This is a genomic window from Algivirga pacifica (assembly GCF_039543525.1).
GTDB classification, from domain to species: Bacteria; Bacteroidota; Bacteroidia; order Cytophagales; family Flammeovirgaceae; genus Algivirga; species Algivirga pacifica.
The window spans coordinates 46,646-68,027 of sequence record NZ_BAABJX010000009.1 but is presented as its reverse complement, the minus strand read 5'-3'; the positions used below and the strand labels follow the sequence as shown (position 1 = coordinate 68,027).

Annotated in this window: 19 protein-coding genes; 11 read left to right on the top strand and 8 right to left on the bottom strand. The window is 39.8% G+C overall.

The window, feature by feature from the left end:
* Positions 1-19: 19 nt before the first annotated feature.
* Both ABD985_RS02370 and ABD985_RS02365 read right to left on the bottom strand, forming a co-directional pair.
* Positions 20-865: a CvfB family protein gene (locus tag ABD985_RS02370; protein ID WP_345368885.1), complete on the bottom strand. Its 846-nt coding sequence runs from the start codon at positions 863-865 to the stop codon at positions 20-22.
* Positions 866-899: 34 nt separating this feature from the next.
* Positions 900-1,595, bottom strand: a complete 696-nt coding sequence (locus ABD985_RS02365) for a pseudouridine synthase (RefSeq protein WP_345368884.1) — start codon at positions 1,593-1,595, stop codon at positions 900-902.
* A gap of 486 nt (positions 1,596-2,081) precedes the next feature.
* Between ABD985_RS02365 and ABD985_RS02360 the strand changes: the two genes are divergently transcribed.
* The 7 genes from ABD985_RS02360 (at position 2,082) to ABD985_RS02330 (ending at position 8,951) form a co-directional block, all read left to right on the top strand.
* Positions 2,082-3,224: a DNA polymerase III subunit gamma/tau gene (locus ABD985_RS02360; RefSeq protein ID WP_345368882.1), complete on the top strand. Its 1,143-nt coding sequence runs from the start codon at positions 2,082-2,084 to the stop codon at positions 3,222-3,224.
* Between the two features lie 293 nt (positions 3,225-3,517).
* Complete coding sequence (locus ABD985_RS02355) at positions 3,518-3,889, top strand: hypothetical protein (protein WP_345368880.1); 372 nt, start codon at positions 3,518-3,520, stop codon at positions 3,887-3,889.
* A 93-nt stretch (positions 3,890-3,982) separates the two neighbouring features.
* On the top strand, positions 3,983-4,477 hold the full coding sequence (locus ABD985_RS02350; RefSeq protein WP_345368878.1) for an OmpA family protein: 495 nt from the start codon (positions 3,983-3,985) through the stop codon (positions 4,475-4,477).
* A gap of 30 nt (positions 4,478-4,507) precedes the next feature.
* On the top strand, positions 4,508-5,128 hold the full coding sequence (locus ABD985_RS02345) for an outer membrane beta-barrel protein (protein WP_345368876.1): 621 nt from the start codon (positions 4,508-4,510) through the stop codon (positions 5,126-5,128).
* Positions 5,129-5,342: 214 nt separating this feature from the next.
* Positions 5,343-6,632 carry a UDP-N-acetylmuramoyl-tripeptide--D-alanyl-D-alanine ligase gene (locus ABD985_RS02340; RefSeq protein ID WP_345368874.1) on the top strand — a complete coding sequence of 430 codons (1,290 nt, stop codon included), beginning with the start codon at positions 5,343-5,345 and terminating at the stop codon, positions 6,630-6,632.
* Between the two features lie 77 nt (positions 6,633-6,709).
* Positions 6,710-7,783 carry a M42 family metallopeptidase gene (locus ABD985_RS02335; protein ID WP_345368872.1) on the top strand — a complete coding sequence of 358 codons (1,074 nt, stop codon included), beginning with the start codon at positions 6,710-6,712 and terminating at the stop codon, positions 7,781-7,783.
* A 187-nt stretch (positions 7,784-7,970) separates the two neighbouring features.
* Positions 7,971-8,951, top strand: coding sequence for a fatty acid desaturase family protein (locus ABD985_RS02330; protein ID WP_345368870.1), 981 nt, complete (start codon positions 7,971-7,973; stop codon positions 8,949-8,951).
* Between the two features lie 80 nt (positions 8,952-9,031).
* Here the strand turns inward: ABD985_RS02330 and ABD985_RS02325 are convergent, their stop codons facing one another.
* The 3 genes from ABD985_RS02325 to ABD985_RS02315 all read right to left on the bottom strand — a co-directional run bounded on the left by ABD985_RS02325 (position 9,032) and on the right by ABD985_RS02315 (position 12,917).
* Positions 9,032-10,705, bottom strand: coding sequence for a DEAD/DEAH box helicase (locus ABD985_RS02325; RefSeq protein WP_345368868.1), 1,674 nt, complete (start codon positions 10,703-10,705; stop codon positions 9,032-9,034).
* 315 nt (positions 10,706-11,020) lie between these two features.
* Positions 11,021-11,659 (bottom strand): hypothetical protein, encoded by a 639-nt coding sequence (locus ABD985_RS02320; protein ID WP_345368866.1) that lies wholly within the window; start codon positions 11,657-11,659, stop codon positions 11,021-11,023.
* A gap of 205 nt (positions 11,660-11,864) precedes the next feature.
* On the bottom strand, positions 11,865-12,917 hold the full coding sequence (locus tag ABD985_RS02315) for a hypothetical protein (RefSeq protein ID WP_345368864.1): 1,053 nt from the start codon (positions 12,915-12,917) through the stop codon (positions 11,865-11,867).
* Positions 12,918-12,998: 81 nt separating this feature from the next.
* Here ABD985_RS02315 and ABD985_RS02310 point away from each other — a divergent pair, with 81 nt between their 5' ends.
* The gene (locus ABD985_RS02310; protein WP_345368863.1) at positions 12,999-14,216 is read left to right on the top strand and encodes a YihY/virulence factor BrkB family protein; all 1,218 of its coding nucleotides are present in this window, start codon (positions 12,999-13,001) and stop codon (positions 14,214-14,216) included.
* Positions 14,200-14,652, top strand: a complete 453-nt coding sequence (locus ABD985_RS02305) for a GNAT family N-acetyltransferase (protein WP_345368862.1) — start codon at positions 14,200-14,202, stop codon at positions 14,650-14,652. The genes ABD985_RS02310 and ABD985_RS02305 overlap by 17 nt, the downstream gene beginning before the upstream one ends.
* 218 nt (positions 14,653-14,870) lie before the next feature.
* On the opposite strand, the gene dnaN is transcribed toward ABD985_RS02305, so the two are convergent.
* A complete protein-coding gene (gene dnaN / locus ABD985_RS02300; RefSeq protein WP_345368860.1) occupies positions 14,871-15,998 on the bottom strand; it encodes a DNA polymerase III subunit beta in 1,128 nt (375 codons plus the stop codon).
* A 42-nt stretch (positions 15,999-16,040) separates the two neighbouring features.
* Positions 16,041-17,012: a tryptophan--tRNA ligase gene (gene trpS, locus ABD985_RS02295; protein ID WP_345368858.1), complete on the bottom strand. Its 972-nt coding sequence runs from the start codon at positions 17,010-17,012 to the stop codon at positions 16,041-16,043.
* Between the two features lie 155 nt (positions 17,013-17,167).
* On the opposite strand from trpS, the gene ABD985_RS02290 reads away from it, so the two are divergent.
* Positions 17,168-17,698, top strand: coding sequence for a gamma carbonic anhydrase family protein (locus tag ABD985_RS02290; protein ID WP_345368856.1), 531 nt, complete (start codon positions 17,168-17,170; stop codon positions 17,696-17,698).
* A 126-nt stretch (positions 17,699-17,824) separates the two neighbouring features.
* Positions 17,825-19,519: a gamma-glutamyltransferase gene (ggt, locus tag ABD985_RS02285; protein ID WP_345368854.1), complete on the top strand. Its 1,695-nt coding sequence runs from the start codon at positions 17,825-17,827 to the stop codon at positions 19,517-19,519.
* 189 nt (positions 19,520-19,708) lie between these two features.
* Here the strand turns inward: ggt and ABD985_RS02280 are convergent, their stop codons facing one another.
* Entirely contained in the window at positions 19,709-21,259 is a 1,551-nt protein-coding gene (locus ABD985_RS02280; protein WP_345368852.1) for an N-acyl-D-amino-acid deacylase family protein, read from the bottom strand.
* Positions 21,260-21,382 lie beyond the last annotated feature (123 nt).

Here is a 21,382-nt window from a genome sequence, read left to right as displayed (position 1 = left end):
AAGCCTGCATTCAATCTTATTACTTAATTGCAATCGAATCTTTGGATAATACAATCAAACCTTTCTTATAAAGATATCCCACTACTTTTTTAAAATGTTTTTTACTCATCTGTAATTCCTCTTTAATTTGCTCAGGGGAAGCTTTATCAGAAAACGGCAGTACCCCTCCCCTGGAGATAATCTCTCCCAGTAACATCTGAGCATCTCCTTCTATTTCCTCTGCAACATACCCTCCTTTCTTAAGAGATAAATCAATCAGGTTATCTTCTCTGACCTTTTTAACAAACACCTGATATTTTTCTCCAATCTTTAATGGCTGAAAAGCTTCATTCTTATAAAGCAACCCTCTCCATGTTTGATTGACAATACAAGAATACCCAAGTTCAGAAGATGCATAAATCAATGCTTCTACTTCCTCTCCCTCTTCCAGTAGCACATCATCTGCTCTATTTAGGAATGCATTAAGTTTGGCTGTTCCTACAGGGCGCTCTGCACGTGCATCCAAGACAATTCTTACGACATGATGCTCTCCTACTTCCATTCGCTGACGTTGCTCAGAAAAAGGAACCAATAGTTGCTTGGTCAATCCCCAATCCATAAATGCTCCTGCCTTGTTTACATCAGCCACCTCCAACGTCACATAATCTCCTACCTTTCCAAAAGGCTCTTCCTCAGTCGCAATCAATCGGTTTTCATGGTCCTTGTACACAAAAACCTGAATGATGTCTTGTGCCTGCATTTCTCCACTTCTCACGCAGTTATTGGGCATTAACACCTCTGTATCTCCATCTAACTCTTTTAGAAAGTAGCCTATTTCAACTTTCCTTACTACTTCCATTTGATTATACTCCCCTATATTCAGCATCGCTTTATTTTATTATCCTATGTTCATATTATTTTCAATACTTGAAGCCCATCTTTGACAAAGGTGTCAAAAAGCTTTCTGGAAGAGCTGCCTCAATATGTACTTCTTCTCCAGTGTAAGGGTGTCTCATTCGCATCTCTGCCGCATGAAGCATCAGACGATGACACCCATACTTTTCAGACATCACTTTATTATGTCGATGATCTCCATAACGGGTATCACCAATCAAAGGATGGTTCAATCCCTTCATATGCAAACGAATCTGATGGGTTCTCCCTGTTTTTGGAAACACTTCCACTAAAGAGTAACGAGCGGTATTATACCTCCCTACAGGCTCTTCTAATTCTACTTGTTCCAATGTTTTGTAAGTCGATAAAGCCGTCTTATACTCTTTGGAGTATCTACTTTTCACTGCCTTATCAATCACACCCTCTTCCAAAGTATGTCCTCTTACAACACAAAGGTAACGTTTATCCAAACGTTGCTCGGCAAATTCAGTTTGTAACTTACTTCCTCCCTCACTAGACAAAGCAAAGATCAATACCCCTGAAGTAGGACGATCCAAACGATGACAAGTATAAACATGCTGACCAATCTGGTCTCTCAAGCGCATCATCGCAAACTCCCCCTGCTGCTCTGCCAGTTCAGTTCTATGCACCAGCATACCGCTGGGTTTATTCACCGCAATATAATGTTCATCACGATATAGTATTTCTAACTCTTTGGTCATAAACCCCTTTCATTCTATTTATTAAGTTCACAGGGCGATGCCCTGTGCTATCGGCGATACCCTGTGCTATGGGCGATTCTCTATACTATGGGCATTACCCTATACTTGGATATTGCGCTATATTACCCATGCCACTATACGATCTACGTTAATTGGGTGTTACTCGTCTATGTTGTTTCCTTGTTATTCAATCAACAAATAAACTTATCTACACTGCTAACAAGCAAAGATAATAAAAGATATGAGCATCTTCTTACAATTCACTCAGTAAACTTATAACCTATAAGCACCCTTTAACGATTGCATTTCTTTAAAAATCATCCTGCAGGCAATAATTATCTCTCCATAAAAACTAACTCTCTGATTGGTAGATTCTTCAGGAAAGGTTATAAAGAATCTGTACTATCCTTGCAGAAAAAGTCTACTTATTGCTTATTTTTGTTTGCAAATATTTAATCAAATTACAGAAGCATTGTCAGCAGCCTTATGGATAATTTCGTTGTCTCCGCCAGAAAATACAGACCAAACACCTTTGATACTGTCGTTGGGCAGGAGCACATTACCCATACCTTGAGAAATGCGATCCTCAATAACCACTTGGCTCAAGCATTCTTGTTTTGTGGCCCTAGAGGTGTAGGAAAAACGACCACGGCACGTATTTTGGCCAAAACCATCAACTGTGAAAATCTCACAGAGTCCGCTACCCCTTGCAATACTTGTCCCTCATGTACGAGTTTTAACAAAAACGCTTCTTATAATGTCATTGAGTTGGATGCGGCCTCCAACAACTCTGTGGATGATATTCGAACATTAATTGAGCAAGTGCGTTTTGCTCCTCCGGCTGGAAAGAAAAAGATTTATATCATTGATGAGGTGCACATGCTGACCACTGCAGCCTTCAATGCCTTTCTAAAAACATTGGAGGAACCTCCTGCCTATGCCATTTTCATTCTAGCGACTACTGAAAAACACAAAATCATCCCTACCATATTGTCCCGTTGTCAGATTTTTGACTTTAACCGTATACAGGTAGGTGATATCGTACAACAGTTAGAGCAGATTGCCGATAAGGAAAATGTGCAAGCAGAAGAGGAAGCTCTGCACTTGATTGCACAAAAAGCTGACGGAGGTATGCGAGATGCCTTATCACTTTTCGATATGATTGTCACTTTCTCGGAAGACAACCATATCACTTATCGCAATACCATTGATAATCTCCATATATTGGACCATGATTATTATTTTAAAGTGGTAGATGCAATCCAAACGATGTCTATTCAAGATGCCCTACTTCTTTTTGATGAAATCCTAAAAAAGGGATTTGATGGACACAACTTTATTATAGGTCTTTGTGAGCACTTCCGAAACCTATTGGTATGTAAAGATGAAGCAACTGTGGCTTTACTAGAAGTCGCTAAAGAAGCACAAGATAGATACCTTGAGCAAGCTAAGGCATTACCCACTACACAAATTTTGTCTTTATTAAATATTGGCAACCAATGTGATCTTAACTATAAAAGCAGTAAGAATCAACGTCTACACGTAGAGTTGGCACTGATCAAAATGGTCCACATCAGTAGTGCATTAAGCATTTCTCAATCTGATGTGCTAAAAAAAAAACTCCAGTAGCGCTACCTAATCAAAAAGCTAGAAAACGTAATACAGCAACTACCCCCACAGTAAAAGAAAGTAAGGAAACAAAACCGGCAACAACCGCTGTAAATACCCCTCCTCAAAGAGACTGGAGAAAACCGACCTTTAATACTTCTGATTTTAAAAGCACCAGAAGTATTTCCAACAGTGTACAAGAAGCTCAAGAAAAGCGACAGCAACCTATCGTAACGACAAACAAAGTAATAAGTCCTGTCGACCCCCAAACAACCAATACCCCTGAAAAGCGTAAAGCTTTCACACTCCCTCAAGTGTTTGTACATTGGAAATCCTTCACAGAAAAGACTCGGAAAGCAGGAGCCTCTACGCTAATCACCCTCTTGCTGGACAATGCTGATCTGGAACTAAAGGAGAAAGAAACAATTCTTATAAAGTTAAGTAACCCTGTACAGCAACAACAACTTCAGGATATTCAAGCAGAGTTACTCAAGCATCTGAAGGAAGGGCTTCAAAATAACTTCATACAATTACAAAGCACTGTGATTAAAGTGGAGCAAAAAACAGAAATACCTGTCGCCTCCATGAAGTTTAACAACCCGTTGGAAAAAATGCAATTCCTTCTGAAAAAGTACCCTAAACTTAAAAAACTCCAATCCAATCTTGGTCTTGATCTAGATGATTAGTTTCCATTTCTAAATTCTTATTGATAATATTAAGTAACATTACAAAAGTCATTTTGATACTCAACATTTAGTGCTTAATTAAAATCAATTTCTATGAGAGCTTCAACATTAACAACTATTGTCTTATGTCTTGTAACATGGATTACCAGTAGCTGTTCGCAGCAACCCGAAGAAAAAAAGGAGGTAGTCGCCGCTCAACCTAAAATTAAAAGAACCCCAAAACCGACTCCACCTCCTCCATATAGGACCTCCGACATGCTCATACAGGGCTGGGAAGTCGCTTTTACAATTTCTTCTACCAGAGCACCTAAAGAAGCCGCTCTTTATGATGAAATTATCAGTGAACTAGAACAAGATCCTAGTTTGCGTCTAATGATAATTGGTCATACATGTGCTATTGGCTTTGATTACAAAAATGAAAAATTAGGAAAAGAAAGAGCCAAAGCCATTTATGACAAATTGATCGCCCTTGGGGTTTCTTCTGACCGCCTAGAATACAAAAGTGCTGGCGAACACCTTCCTGTTTCTCAAAATGACACAGAAGAAGGCAGGGAAGAAAACAGAAGAGTATCCTTTGAGCGAATCTGAAATTAATTCAGTAACTCAAAAACAACTACTATGAAAAAGCTTGTTCTTTTACTTACTCTATTAACGGCTGTGGGCTTTGCCCAAGCCCAAGTGAAATTTGGTATTAAAGGTGGTGCAAGTGCATATAAACTAGCCTTTGATGACATTGACAACACCTTTAGCTCCTTAACTGAGGGAGGGCGTAACACCGGATGGCATGCTGGTTTCCAACTACAATTCAAAATGCCTGTTATTGGTATTTATGTACAACCAGAAGCTTACTATAACAGTGTAAAAGGTGAGCTAGATTTCAACGGTAACATTTCAGAAGTTGATACGAAACGTATCGATGTACCCGTAATGTTTGGTTGGAGATTAGGGCTATTTGACCTTATCGCTATTCGTCCTCACATAGGCCCCGTACTAAGAATAAAACTAGAAGATGGCTACGATGAGTTCGAAGACTTAATCGGCGGAGAAGTTGATACGAATGGAGGTACTTTAGGTTATCAAGCAGGTCTGGGCCTTGATCTACTAAAATTCACTTTTGACGCTCGTTATGAAGGAGCACTTAGTAAGGAAGCTGAAAGTATTACTGGTGCATTAGGTAATACGAATGATTTCGACCCTAGATCTAATCAATGGATTTTCTCATTAGGATACTGGTTCTAAGAGAATACACAAGACTACATACAACTGAGCCGCTCCAAATAGCCTTTGGAGTGGCTTTTTCTATTGTCCACTTCAAAAAATGGAAGGAGTGTGTTAGCTGACACTAGAATAGCAATTAATCTGATAATTATTCTATATTTGTTTCTCAGTAAGTAAGAATTACTATTACTAACTGTGAAAAAACAAGAACCAATTTCGTAGACCGCCAATCGCTATGAACATAACAATAGAGCAACTATACCAAATCTACAGGGAACATCCACTCATCAGTACTGATACTCGTAAGATTGAAACTGGCTCTCTTTTTTTCGCCCTTAAAGGCGCCAACTTCAATGGCAATAAATTCGCTTTACAGGCACTGGAAAAAGGTGCTGCCTACGCTATTATTGACGAAGAAGAATTTGCCACTAACGAACGCTGTCTTCTTGTCGACAATGTACTTACTTGCCTACAAGAACTTAGTGCCTTTCATCGTCAACAATTTGATATTCCTATCATAGCGGTAACCGGCTCTAATGGGAAGACGACCACTAAGGAGTTGTTAAACCAAGTGCTTTCCAAAAAATTCAAAACCCATGCTACCGAAGGGAATTTCAATAATCACATTGGTGTTCCTTTGACCTTATTGAAAATGCCTGAGGACACTGAAATCGCCCTCATTGAAATGGGAGACAATCATATGGGAGAAGTGGCAGCACTTTGTCAAATTGCTCACCCCACTCATGGGTTCATTACCAATATTGGAAAAGATCACCTAGAGGGGTTTGGGAATTTTGAAAACAACATAAGAGCAAAAAGCGAAATCTTTGACTACCTTATCAAACATGATGGTATTGCGTTTATCAACTCCAAGGATCCAATCCTAAAAAACATGGCTAAGCGCTTCAAAAATCCAATATGGTATGGAGGAGAGTATGATTTTGCTTTTCTGGAATTAGAAGGAGCCCACCCTTATATCTCTTACAAAGACCGTCAAGAAGAGCTTATTCAAACGCAGTTAATTGGAGCCTATAATTTTGAAAATATCCTTTTGACATTCTGTATTGGAAAGTACTTCGAGGTTACCAATCAAGATATCCATGAGGCGATACGTTCTTATACTCCATCTAATAATCGTTCACAACTGATCGAAAAAGGAAGCAACATCATTATTCTAGATGCTTATAACGCCAATCCTTCCTCTGTAGAGGCGGCATTGGAAAGCTTTGATAGCTTCGAAACTAAAAAGGAAAAAGTTGTGATCATTGGTGATATGCTGGAACTTGGAAATATCAGCGAGGAAGAGCATCAAAAAATGATTGAGCTTGCAAGTAGTAAATCCTTTGAGCGTCGCATTTTTGTGGGACCCCTATTCCATCAATCAATTGAATTAGAAGGGATTGAAAAGTATGCCGATAAAGAGCTGCTTGTAAAGAACCTTACAGAAAACCCTTTAAGCAATAGTGCTATCCTTATCAAGGGTTCCAGGGGAATAAAGCTAGAAACATTACTGGATGTGTTGTAAACAACACAACACTATAATCATACAATCAATCACATCCTTATATCTATAATTAATAATACTAATCACACCATTGACATATGGATAAGAAAAGTAAAAAATTCCTCAAAAATTATCTAAACACCCCTTCGCCAACAGGGTTTGAGACAGAAGGACAAAAAGTATGGTTGGAGTACCTTACCCCTTTTGTAGACGAATATTATACAGACACTTACGGTACGGCTGTAGGGGTAATCAATCCTAAAGGCAAGTATAAAGTTGTGTTAGAAGCACATGCCGATGAGATCTCTTGGTTTGTTAACTATATTACTCCTGAGGGATATATATACGTCATCCGTAATGGAGGTTCAGATCACCAAATTGCACCATCCATGCGTGTCAATATTCACACTGCTAAAGGCATTGTAAAGGGTGTTTTTGGATGGCCTGCCATTCACGTGCGTAAGGACAAAGAAGATGCTCCTTCCATGGACAATATCTTTATCGACATCGGAGCCAACTCAAAAGAAGAAGTTGAAAAGATGGGGGTTCATGTTGGCTGTGTCATCACCTTTGATGCTGACATGATGGAACTCAACAAAAAATACATTACGGGTAGAGCATTAGACAACCGAATTGGAGGCTTTATGATTGCCGAAGTTGCTCGTAGAATCCACGAAAATAAAGATAAGATTCCTTTCTCTTTACATATTGTCAATGCAGTACAAGAAGAAATTGGACTGAGAGGTGCTGAGATGATTGCTAATCGTATCAACCCTGATGTAGCTATTATCACTGATGTATGTCACGATACGTCCTCTCCGATGTACGACAAAAAGAAACAGGGAGACACTAAATGTGGAAGCGGACCAGTACTAACCTATGGACCTGCCGTGCAAACCAATCTTTTGGATATGATCATTGGCACTGCGGAGAAGAAAGACATTCCATTCCAGCGCATGGCCGTATCAAGGCTGACTGGTACAGATACGGATGCCTTTGCATACTCCAATAACGGGGTAGCTTCAGCATTGATTTCCTTGCCATTGAAGTACATGCACACCACTGTGGAAACCGCTGCAGAAACCGATATTGAGCACACCATACAGTTGATGTATGAATTTGTCAAGCAACTGAAAGCAGGACACGATTTCCGCTATATTAAGTCATTATAAAATATCGTAATACTTTTAGTATTAAGAACATGTTTGGAACCACACCTTTTGGTACAAAACATGTTCTAAAACCCGTTATGCCTATCAGCTAGCGGGTTTTTTCATATCTATTCGCTACAGTCGCAGGGTGGGGATATTTCTATTTTAAATTGTTATATTATTAGAACCATCTCAAAACCCTAACGATATGCAAACCACTCCCGCACACCTATACCTTAGCAAAGAAGACCGTAAATCTTTACTAAAGAAAAATAACTGGAAGGCAAGTTATGAAATCGTACTACATTGGTTGTGGATTACTTTTGCTTTCGCTCTAGTTCATTTTTTCCCAAATCCTATTACAATCATCATCTCCTTATTCATACTAGGAGGAAAACAATTGGCTTGTGCGATTTTAATGCACGACGCTGGTCATAGAGCTGTTTTCAACAATAAAAAATGGAATGACCTTATAGGGCAATGGTTGGGAGCTTATCCTATTTGGCATAATATGCACAGTTATCGGGAATATCACTATCGACATCATGTTCACACAGGTCTTCCGGAAGATCCCGACCTGCTTCTAACCAGAGGGTACCCCACTTCCAGCAAGAGCATGATGAGAAAGTTTGGGAGAGACTTGAGTGGTATCACGGGGATAAAAGCATTTTTTGGACTCACCCTAATGCATTTAGGGTATTTGCAATACAATTTAGGTGGAAAAATAGAGAGACACTCCTCTCCCCCTAAGAATATAATCACCTTTGGACAACGATTTATGTATCATTTATCGGGACCTCTATTCGTGAACCTACTTCTCTTTTCCATCTTATATCTAATCGGCAATCCTTTTTTATACCTACTATGGATTATTGCTTACCTCACCACTTTTCAATTCTCTTTGCGAGTGCGTTCGATCGCCGAGCATTCACTAGTAAAGGACTGTACAGATCCTTTTCAAAATACACGTACCACTAAAGCCAATACGATTGAAAAAATCTTATTTGCCCCCTATCACGTAAATTATCATGCAGAACATCATATGCTTATGGCTGTACCATCATATAACCTTCCCCATATGCATCAACTACTCCTCAAAAAGGGCTTCTATGAAAAAGGCATATTAAGTCATGGGTATTGGTCCATTATCAAGGCTGCAGCACAAGGACAAAAAAAAGGTAAGGATTAAAGAATGGAGAGTCATTACCCTCCTTTCCTCAATCTTTACCTTATCTATTTTTCGCTTTCAAGATAGTACGAAACTGTCACCTATTGGTGTCTTCTACCCCCTCTCTTCTTCTGCGCTACTTCTACTTTTACTTTTCTTCCTTTGTAATTAGTACCGTGAAGTTGTGTAAGGATCTTTCCTGCCACTTTCTTCTCTACATCGAAGAATGTATACTCTCTCTTCAGGTCGATACTTCCCAAGTTAGCCGAGTTGATTCCTGTACGATCACAGATCATACGCACCAAGGCACCTTTGTTCAGGTCATCAATCTCACCCAGGTTCATAAAGAAACGTTCTTGAGCGGTTTTCAATCCAAAACGCTCTTTACCAGCTCCTTTTCTGCGATCACCACTTCTATTGTTTCTGTCTCTTGAATCATTTCTACGCTCACGAGCATTGATATCTGCCGCTCCACGATAGTAATCCAAGAATCTATTGAATTCTACAGAAACAAAACGTTGAATCAAATCTTCTTTCGTCAACTCCTGAAGTGCTTCGTATGCTTCTGGAAGGAATTTTCCGATTTCTTCTTCGCTTACCTCTACCTCTTTTACACGACCTACAAGAGCTGTCATCTGATTCTGACACACATCCATTCCTGTAGGGACTTTCTTCAAGATAATATCCTTCTTGATAAAGCGACCCAAGTCTTTGACACGGTATACCTCTCTTGGCACTGTCAAGATAATAGAAGTACCTGATTTACCCGCACGAGCCGTACGACCACTTCGGTGTGTGTAGCTTTCCAAGTCGTCTGGCAAGTTGTAGTTGATTACGTGTGTTACATCACTCACGTCAATACCCCTTGCAGCAACATCAGTCGCTACTAACAACTGTAGACTTCTCTCTCTGAATTTCTTCATCACTTGCTCTCTTTGCACCTGCGAAAGATCACCGTGAATTGCCTCTGCATTGTAGCCGTCACGAGTAAGGCTCTCTGCAATCTCTTGTGTCTCCTTACGTGTACGACAGAAGATCACACCAAAAATACCAGGATAGAAATCAATTACCCTTTTAAGGGCTGGATATTTATTATGGCGGTCCACTACATAATAGTGGTGCTCAATGTTTCTAGCACTTTCGTTTCTTCTTGAAACAGCAATTTCTACTGGAGTGTCCATATATTTATGGGCTACCTTCTCTACCTCCTTAGACATTGTTGCCGAGAACAACCATGTGTTTTTAGTTTCCGGAGTGTAGCTTAGGATATTATCGATATCCTCCTGGAATCCCATATTGAACATCTCATCAGCCTCATCCAATACAACTACCTCAACATTTTCCAACTTCACTGCCTTACGGTTGATCATATCGATCAATCTACCTGGAGTCGCTACAATGATATGCGCACCTCTCTTGACTGCACGGATTTGCTGGTCGATACTTGTACCACCATAAACCACTGCAATCTTAAGATTTTTCATAAATTGAGCGTACTGTGTTAGCTCATTAGAAATCTGAGATGCCAACTCACGTGTAGGACATACGACCAATCCTTGTGTTTTAGGATTAGAAGTATCAATTAGGTGAAGTAATGGTAAACCAAATGCTGCTGTTTTACCAGTACCAGTTTGTGCAAGACCAATCAAGTCTTGAGGTTCGTCGGATAGTATTTGGGTAATTGCTTGTTCTTGAATAGGTGTTGGGTTCTCGTAACCCATAGATTCTACTGCCTGTACAATTTCGTCGTGAAGACCTAAATTTCTAAAACTCATATTTTCCTTTTTTGATTAACCATCTGTTAATCTATTACCAATTGTATGAATTCAATCTGCCCCACCCTATTACTTGACACAGGCAGCATTGAACGTAAAATGAAGAATGCGCTACAGGTTATAGCACAATCAATTCTTCAAAGAATGCAAAAGTAACCGAAAAGTATGGAAACACAATAGGTCTTTATATTTATTCACAAATGTTCTTGAAAAAGAAGGTAGGGTATTTTACTTATTGTGCAATAAAACAAAAAAACCTACAACCACTATACGTAGTTATAGGTTTCTTTTGATACATACTTCTTAAAATAAGCTTTACGCCTCTTTGGGCTTCCACTCTTTCTTTAGTTTACCACTTTTCTTGAAAAACCAAATCGACAAGCCATAGCAATACCCTTTCCCTTTATAATTGTGTTTCAGGATATATTCTCGCTTATTCACTAGTTTATTCAAGCTCCTTACTACCTTTCCTTTTAACTGCTCTTCTGTCATTTTCTTACCTTTGCTCTCCGTATACTCTCTGGCAGCATCAATAAAATCATGATTCAATAAAAGACGATTCTCATCTTTCAACGTTTTCAGCAATAGATAATCCCATTCTGACAAACGGTAGCCATCTTCCTCAGAGTGTCCCAATTGTTTTAAGAACTCTTCTGATAAGTTAAAAGGATCATGTTGTTCATCCGAATCTGATGAAGCGACCTCCTCCTCTTCTACAGGCTTCGATGAAACTGAGGAAGAAGTAGGAGTCACTGTAGAGGGTACTTCCACTGGAGCAGCACTTTTCGCTACAGGTTCATTTACCACAGTCATTCGTTGTTGTTTACGAAGCAGTTGAAGTTCAGCAATAGCTTCTTCTGTCTTCAATAATTTGAATCTTAACTCATTAAGTTCAGATTCATAAGTCGAGATCAAGTTGCTAATTTGATTTTCCGATAGTTCTGAAGTAAGCATATTAATAAGAGATTTTTAATAAGACTACTCAATATTATTTTGATAATATGAACACAAATATGTTATATCCAATATAAAAAATGAAATTAACATGAAAAGAAAAACAGCAGAAATTATAAAATGACTGCTGATAAATTCTTCTCATAACACCATGAAAGCTCGCAATAGTCCTATTTAAATTCTCCTATAATGTAAAATAAAATCATTATTCATTGCATTTTCCAGCCTGCCATGAACCTACCCCTGCCCTTGCTGCTTTATAGGCATTTTTATAGGTATTCCCATCACAACCGCAAACTGGATCAGTAGAGAAATCATAAGCTGTTGGTCTTTTTTCCATATCTTCCGGAAGGCAATTTACCTGTTCTTTCAGAAAAGCAATTTCATCCCTATCAAACTTCCCTCCCATTTTACGTGTTCTGCCACATTTATCAGCATAGTATAAATTGGAAAAAACCTCATGTTTCTTTGCATACACAAAATATTCATCTCCTTCAAAGAACACAAAATCACAAGAAGAGTAAGCGGCAAACAAATAGATTTTTCGTCCTGGATATAATTCTCCTTTCCAATAGGATTGAACTTCAAATCCGACTTGATCAAAAGAAGCATCATCAGCTGTTTCCACAGAAATTACCTTTCCAACAAAAACAGCATCGGCATCCTTGAATGCATCCATCACAGCATAAGACTCCTTGGAGCAATCACAAGGCAAATAATCCCCATTCATCCACTTCCCTTGTTCTATACGCCCATCAGCATATAACATGATTCCTTTACCATGACGTAAATTATCCTTCCACTCTCCAATATACTTACTGCCATCAGCATAAACATGATCTCCTTCTCCATTGCTCTTCCCCTCTCTCCATATACCCGTGTGTACACTTCCATCTGTCTGTTCTAACACCCCTCTACCATGCATCTTCCCTTCCTTGAAACCACCTGTATACTTATCGCCATCAGCCCAAGTAAAAACGCCATACCCGTGCTTCTTACCATAGGCAAAATACCCTTCATAAGTACTACCATCTGCATAGTGTAACACCCCTCTTCCATGCATGAGGTTGTCCTGCCACTTACCCTCATACACCGTCCCGTCTTTCCAGGTATATGTTCCTGTTCCTTTTCGATTTCCATGAATGTCTAAATCTCCCTGATAGTCTCCTTCAGCAACCTGATTACTTACATCGTTTTGTGCAAAAAGTGGAGAGATTACTATGGTTAAAAAAAATAGAATAAATATTTTCCTCATCATCTTTTTATATTTGCTTACTATGCTCAATATTTACAAAATTCAGCTACTGCATTTTTTATCTGTATTCCTCCTAAAAAATGTATGGATATTTGCTCTACAGCATTAGAAGCTACAGAGACTCTCTCAAAAAAAGAGGTATTACCAACAGGTATTCCTTTAAAATTACAACTGACAATGTTTGAAAAGGGAATTTTAACCATTTTTATCGAACTATTTCATTCTTTGTATCCAAATCTCGGTCATTTCAATAGTATTATGGAAAAGATCATCCAAAAAATAATCGCCCACTTGCGCTTGTGGAAAATTCAATTCCATAGTCAAATTCACTCAGAAACAGATAATTTTATTCTAGATAAAATTTATATGATCCTCCGAGTGTTTTCCAAAGGACTCTCAGTAACTAAAGCCGCTTTTAAAGCATTTGGAGAAGATAAGGCCTATATTCAAGGAGCTGCCATTTCTTACTATACGGTATTTTCTCTCCCTCCAATCCTCTATTTTATCATTAGTATGATTGGATTATTTTATGAGGATGCCCAAGCCAAGGCGACGCTATTAGAGGAAAGCAGGAGAGTGATCGGCCCAGAAATGGCTCAACAGCTCAGTTTCTTTCTTGATCACCTTTCTAACCCTGACAATCAATCTACATTAAAAGCCCTTATCAGTATTGGCTCTCTGGCCTTTAGTGCTTCTATTGTATTTTATACGCTGCAAACCTCCATCAATACCTTTTGGAAAGTTGATGACGACAAAAAAGGAGGAATTGGTCAACTATTAATCGACCGAATTATCTCTTTTACTACTTTAGCATTTCTAGGACTGGCTTTTATTTCTGTAACAATAGTGGAAACGACTTTTTTGGCTGTCAAGGGAATTATCGAAAACTACTTCGGCATTAACATCCCATTTATCTATGAGCTTCTGAACAGTATATTACCTTATATTCTTTTCACGGTTCTTTTCGCGATGCTTTTCAAATACCTTCCTAATGCAATCATTCGCTGGAGAGACTTATGGGTAGGTAGTTTTGTGACAGCCATACTATTTATTTTGGGACAAAAGGGGATCGCCTGGTATATCAATAGCACTGATGTAGCCAATGCCTATGGAGCTGCCAACTCTATTATCATCCTACTGGCATGGGTTTTCTACTCTTCACAAATTGTCTATTTTGGAGCCGAATTTATCTATATCTACGCCACTAAATTTGGCAATGGTATTCATCCAGCCTCTGGACTAGAAAAGTTCAAGCAAAGTAAAATCGTTAAATTTTTTAGAAAACATGGAAATACAGATTAGACAAGCTAATCAACAAGATCTAGCATCTATTGCCGACTTTCAACTTACTATGGCTTGGGAAACTGAGTCCTTGAAACTAGACTTACCAACAGTGCGTCAAGGGGTCGCACATATCCTTAATAACCCTGAAATTGGATGTTATTGGGTCGCAGAATATCAAGGAGAAGTGATTGCTTGTCTCTTGAACTTATATGAATGGAGTGATTGGAGAAATGGTAATGTACTTTGGATTCATTCCCTATTTGTCAAAGACCCTTACAAAGGACAAGGGGTATTTCGTCAAATGTATGACTTTTTGAAAGAACGAGTACAAAACGATCCTGACTTAAGAGGAATTCGTTTATATGTAGAAAAGACCAACCTCAATGCTCAAAAAGTCTACGAAGCTATTGGAATGACCAAGGAGCATTATGACTTGTACGAATGGCTTGCATAGTTGTTGAGGCGGCTTACGCCGCTGGTTGAGTGGCAGTACGTGCCGTTGAGTAGTCCTTCGGGCTGTTGAGATTGTCTATATTAATCGTAACACTACGATAATAAAAATAAAGGACCACTTCATGAAGTGGTCCTTTATTTTTTGATATAATCTAAGGCAGACAACCGCAAGGGACACCCTCACTTTTTACCTTTTACCTTTTACCTTTTACCTCTTACCTAGTAATTAAAATTATGTAGCATAATTGGCATTACCAGCATCAATAAATCTTCATCCTCTAACTGCTCTGAAGGCACAATCAAGCCTGCCATTCCTGGCTCAGAAAGCTTCAAGGTTACCTTTTCAGAATGGATGTTATTCAGCATTTCAATCAAGAATTTCGCATTGAAGCCAATTTCTAAATCCTCTCCTTCATGCTCACAGTACAAGTTCTCTTTTGCTTCATTGGAGAAGTCCACATCTTCTGCTGAAACGATTAACTCATTTTCCTTGATAGAGAAACGTACCTGGTTGGTGGTCTTGTTTGCATAGATCACAATACGCTTCAAGCAACCTAATAATTGCTGACGATCCAAGGTCACCAAATTATTATTATTCAATGGAATAACATTCTCATAATCAGGGAAACGCTCATCGATCAAACGACAGATCAATTTCAAGTTATTGAAAGAGAAAATGGCATTTTGCTCGTTGAACTCCATCATCACTTCTGTTTCCTCAGAAGGAATGATATTTTTCAATAGAGAAACCGCTTTCTTATGGATAATAATAGAAGCTTCCATTTCCACTTTAAGGTCCTCTCTCCTATAACGAATCAGACGGTGGCTATCCGAAGTCACAAAGTTTGCATGCTCTCCATTGGCATCGAAAAACAGCCCGTTCATGGCTGGTTTCATATCATCATTACTAGCTGCAAACAGCGTGTAACCAATAGCATCCGCCAATACACTGGAAGAAACCTCTAGCGTATCCACTCTATCCAGTTGAGGCACTGCAGGGAAGTCTGCTGCATTTTCACCTGCCAAACGGTAACGTCCATTATCCGAGCTGATTTCCACGCCATAAGTCTCCATATCGACATTAAATGTCACAGGCTGCTCTGGAAGGTTTTTCAGCGTATCTGCCAACATTTTTGCAGGAATAGCAATACTACCGTCGCTATCTGCTTCCACACTAATCTCCGAGATCACAGAGGTCTGCAAATCTGAAGCGGTAATTTTCAGAATACCCGCATTGATCTCAAAAAGGAAGTTCTCAAGAATTGGAATGGTTGGGTTGCTTGAAATCACCCCGTTCAAGGCAGAAATCTGCTTTAGAATGGTGGATGTCGATGCAGTGAATTTCATATTTATCTATTTTCAATTAATAATGCTATCTGTTGATTTATTTTAAGCGAAGCCTAAATGCTTGCGTACCGCTATCATTTTCTCCTTCGCAATTGCTCTGGCTTTTTCTTCTCCCTTCTGCAACAAAGCCTCTACCTCGTCCATGTTCTCCATGTAGTGATCAAAAGCCTCTCTTTCCTTCTCGAAATTCGTCAGAATCAGCTCCAGCAATTCTTTTTTGGCATGCCCATACCCATAGTTGCCACCTTCATAGTTGGCCCTCATTTGTGCAACCTGCTCCTCAGAAGCCAAAAGCTTATAAAGCGCAAATACATTACAAGTATCCGGATTCTTAGGCTCTTCCAAAGGAGTGCTATCCGTAGTAATGGACATCACCTGCTTTTTCAGCTTGTTCTTAGGCAAGAAGATGTCAATAACGTTTCCGTAAGACTTACTCATCTTCTGTCCATCCGTTCCCGGAATCGTCATGATTTGCTCACTGATCTTAGACTCAGGTACAACAAACGTTTCTCCATACATTCTGTTGAATGTATTTGTCATATCTCTGGTCATTTCCAGGTGCTGCTTCTGATCTTTCCCTACCGGAACGATCTCTGCATCATACAAGATAATATCCGCAGCCATTAATACCGGATAAGTAAATAACCCAGCATTTACATCTGACAACTTATCCGACTTATCTTTGAATGAGTGTGCATTGGCCAACATTGGAAATGGCGTCAAGCAGTTAAGGTACCAAGATAGTTCACACACTTCAGGAATACGTGACTGTCTGTAGAATACCACTTTATCTATATCCAGACCACAAGCAAGCCAAGCTGCGGCTGTCGCATATACGTTTTCCTTTCTAACATCTCCATCTTTAATGGAAGTCATTGAGTGCAGGTCTGCAATAAACAAAAAAGACTCGTTTCCTTCTTTATTAGATAGTTCAATAGCAGGCTTGATCGCCCCCAGGATATTCCCCAAATGCTGTCTACCCGAGCTTTGAATCCCCGTTAATACTCTTGCCATATGCGATTATTGATTATATGCTAAAAGTTGTTCTCACTTTTTATTATTGTTCGATTCACAATTGGCAAAAATACGAAAATTCCAAGATGAAAAAAGATATTTGAAAGATTATTATCTTGACGTATCTTGGAGGAAAAAATCAAGAATTCAAGACTATGCCAATCATAAAAAAAGTAAGAGGATATACCCCTGAAATGGGTAAAAACTGCTATCTAGCTGATAATGCTTGCGTTATTGGAGATGTCATTATGGGAAAAGATTGCAGCGTATGGTTCAATGCCGTTGTGCGTGGAGATGTTAACTTTATCCGCATTGGAGATAAATGTAATATTCAAGACGGGGCAGTCATACATTGCACCTATGAAAAAGCCGGTACGACCATAGGTAATAACGTCTCTATTGGACACAATGCCTTAGTGCACGGTTGTACCATTGAAGATAACGTTTTGATTGGCATGGGTGCTATCGTTATGGACAATGCGGTGGTCAAAGAAAACTGTCTGGTAGCTGCCGGGGCAGTGGTTTTACAAAATGCAGTGCTCGAATCAGGTTATGTCTATGCAGGTATTCCTGCCAAGAAAGTAAAACCCCTCACCGAAGAGCTTAAAGCGGTCTTTTCTCGCACGGCTAACAATTATGTTTTGTATAGCAGCTGGTTTAAAGAAGAAGAAAGCAGTGAGCAGTGAGCAGTGAGCAGTGAGCAGTGAGCAGTGAGCAGTGAGCAGTGAGCAGTGAGCAGTGAGCAGTGAGCAGTGAGAAAATTATTTAAACGGTAACCGTTAAGCAATAACCGATAAACAAAAAAAACATTCATGTTTCAGTTCCGTACAATCATCGGCGTACTATTTTTTACCTTACTTTTTCAAGGTTGCAAAGATAAAATCATAGAAGGAAGTATAGGCACTAAAGGTGTAGTTTCTACGGCTCATCCTTTGGCTACCAAAATTGGCATTGACATTCTTAATCAAGGTGGTAATGCTTATGATGCTGCTATTGGTATTCAATTCGCTCTGGCGGTTGCCTACCCAAGAGCTGGCAATATTGGAGGTGGTGGATTCATGGTGAGCAGGCATCATGACGGAACCGTTCAAGCACTGGATTTCCGAGAGAAAGCGCCTGCACAAGCCCATGAAACCATGTATCAGGATTCTTTGGGAAACATCATCGAGAATATTAGTCTGAAAGGCCATATGGCTGTAGGGGTACCCGGCTCCGTAGATGGCATGGTGAAAATTCACCAACGCTACGGTTCACTACCTTGGGAGCAATTACTTGCCCCTGCTATAAAGCTAGCACAAGAAGGGGTTCCCCTAACATTGGCAGAAGCGGAAAAAATCAACGTGTACCAAGATGAGTTTACCTATATCAACTCTCACCGTATCCCTTTAATCAATGAAACAGGGTGGAATAAAGGAGATACTATTTTCTATCCTGAGCTTGCTCAAACACTTCAAAGAATACAAGAAAACCAGAGTGCAGGTTTTTACAGTGGGGAAACTGCTCAATTGATTGTCGAAGAAATGCAAGGTGTAAACAGGGGGATTATCACATTAGAAGATCTAAAAAACTATCAAGCTGTTTGGAGAGCCCCTATACAAGCTCCTTACAAAAACTACACGATTATTTCGATGCCTCCCCCTTCTAGCGGAGGAATTGCCTTAGCACAACTAATGCAAGGAGCAGAAACATTCCCCCTAAAAAGTATGGAGCACAATACGGCTGCTTATATCCATACTTTAGTGGAACTAGAGCGCAGAGTTTATGCAGATAGAAGTACCCATTTGGGCGATCCTGATTTTTATGAGGTTCCTCAAGAGATGCTTCTTTCCAAGGAATACATACAAGAGCGTAATCGCTCCATCAACCCTGAAAAAAAGACTCCCTCCCAGGATATCAAAGCAGGAGAAGTAGAACGCATTGAGAGTTTTGAAACAACTCACTTTAGTGTCGTAGACCAAGAAGGTAATGCAGTGGCCATTACCACTACCCTTAACAGTAATTTTGGATCCAAGGTAATGGTTAAAGGAGGAGGTTTCTTCCTAAACAATGAAATGGATGACTTCAGTGTCAAACCAGGAGTTGCCAATCAATTTGGACTTATAGGAGGTAAGGCCAATGCCATTGCGGCCGGTAAAAGAATGCTCAGCAGCATGACGCCTACGATCGTAGAAAGAGACGATAAACTATTCATGGTTGTTGGAACACCGGGAGGCTCTACTATTATCACTTCTGTATTCCAAACTATACTCAATGTAATTGAATTTGAGATGAATATGCAAGAAGCAGTCAATGCCAAGAAGTTTCATTCTCAGTGGCTTCCTGATAAGGTCTATATGGAACTAGGGGTCATTGATCAAAAAACGGCCAAGGCTCTTAAAAACATGGGACACGACCTGGATTCCGTGGAAGGTCTCGGTAGAATGGACTGTATCTTAATACGGGAAGATGGTAGCAAGGAAGCTGCTTCTGACTACCTAAGGGGAGATGGAAAAGCTATGGCTCAATAATGTTCATGATGTTTAATTGCACTTCGTGCGTTCATGATGTTTAGTTGAGTTGATTTGTTGACTGAAGTACTTCAATAAACAAATCAACTCACCTCACCAAAGGTGAAATTCGAGACGCCTAATGGATTCAACTAAACATCATGAACGGGCGAATCCCAATTAAACATCATGAACAAAATATAGACTATTCTATAATTCCTTAGCTACAGAAGAAAGAGGCTTCAACATCTCTCCATATAGCTCTTCACTCAATACTCCTTTCTCTCTCGCGACTTTTCCATTGACCACCACATACTCAAAGCCTTCTGCCAATTGCTTAGGATCGCTATACTCAGCGGTAGCATGAACCGCAGCAGGATCAAATATCAGCACATCTGCTTTATGACCAACTTTCAAGGTTCCTCTATCTTGTAACTTTAAGATACCAGCTGGGTAGGCAGTCACTTTTCTCACCGCTTCCTCCAAAGACAGTACTTGTCTCTTATTGACATACTCCTCAATCAACTTAGCAAAAGTTCCGTGTCCTCTTGGGTGATGTGAAGTAGGGCTTCCATCAGAGCAAACCGATAATAAAGAATCCGTCAGTAATCTTGTCTGTAATTCATCATTCATCACAAAATATGCTGCAGAAGCTCCTTCTGGACCAATTTCATCGATCAGTATTTGCTCAAAAGGCTTGCCCATTTCCTTTTCAAGATCCGCCAAGGTTTTGCCTTTATAAGGAGCCGTTCCCAATAAGGTTGCCTCCGGTCCATTTCTGGAAATCACTTTATTACGAATAAAGGTCTCCAACTCTTCTCTTCTTTCTTTTTTAGCTACCTCAAACTGCTCTTTGGTCTTGGCCCATTCTGGAAATACAATCGCAATACCAGTGTAACTTGCATTGTAAGGATAAATATCAGCGGTCAATTGCACTCCCTTGGCACGCTGCTCCTGCATAAAAGCGATAATCTCTTTGGCTCTCTCCTCTCCTTTTCCGTAAACAGATTTCAGGTGAGATACATGAACAGGAGCAAATTCTCCTTGTCGGCATAGCTCTTCAATTGACTGTAGCAACTCCGGGTCATCCTCATTACGCATATGACTCATAATCATACCACCTTTTTCTCCCACTACTTTCGCCAACTCTAGCAACTCTGCTTCCTGCGCATACAAGGCTGGAGTATACTCCAAACCTGTAGACATCCCAAAGCAATGCACAAGGTTATTTGCCAGTAGCGTTTTCATACGTTCTAACTCTTCCTCAGAAGGAATTTCCTTTCTGCCGATCCCTGACAGTTCTCTTAATGTTCCATGCCCCACAAACATGGCAATATTGGTTCCTGTACCTTTTGCAGACAAGCTATCTTGCCAGTCCTTTAGATTTTCATGATATGGACTAAAGCCATCTTGTCCCAGTGTTATGGTCGTTACCCCCATGGCCAGAAAGTTCTCGAAGGCCGGTGTTCTTTCCGGAGAGCCATGTGAATGAAGGTCAATAAATCCTGGGGTAACCACCTTCCCTTCTGCATCGATGGTGCGTTTAATCTTCAAGCCTTTGGTATTTTCCTTTCCAATGTGGACTACTTTCCCATTCAAAATAAATACATCGGCTTCATAAGCTGTTTTGCCTGTGCCATCCACCACTTTTCCATTGGTGATGAGTAGGTCGATCTCTTGGTACTGCTCCTTAAGAGGAGAAGAGGAACAGCTCCATAATACTGCTCCGATGAACAGTAATAGTACGTTTGTCCATTTCATAGTTTAAGTGTTGTTTAGATGTTAAGCATTCCGAGTATAATGGCTCGGCTGATAAAAAATAAAAACTTTCGTCCTCTCTTGTGTTTATCATTGAGCGTGGACGCTCAATTTATGTCAAGGTCG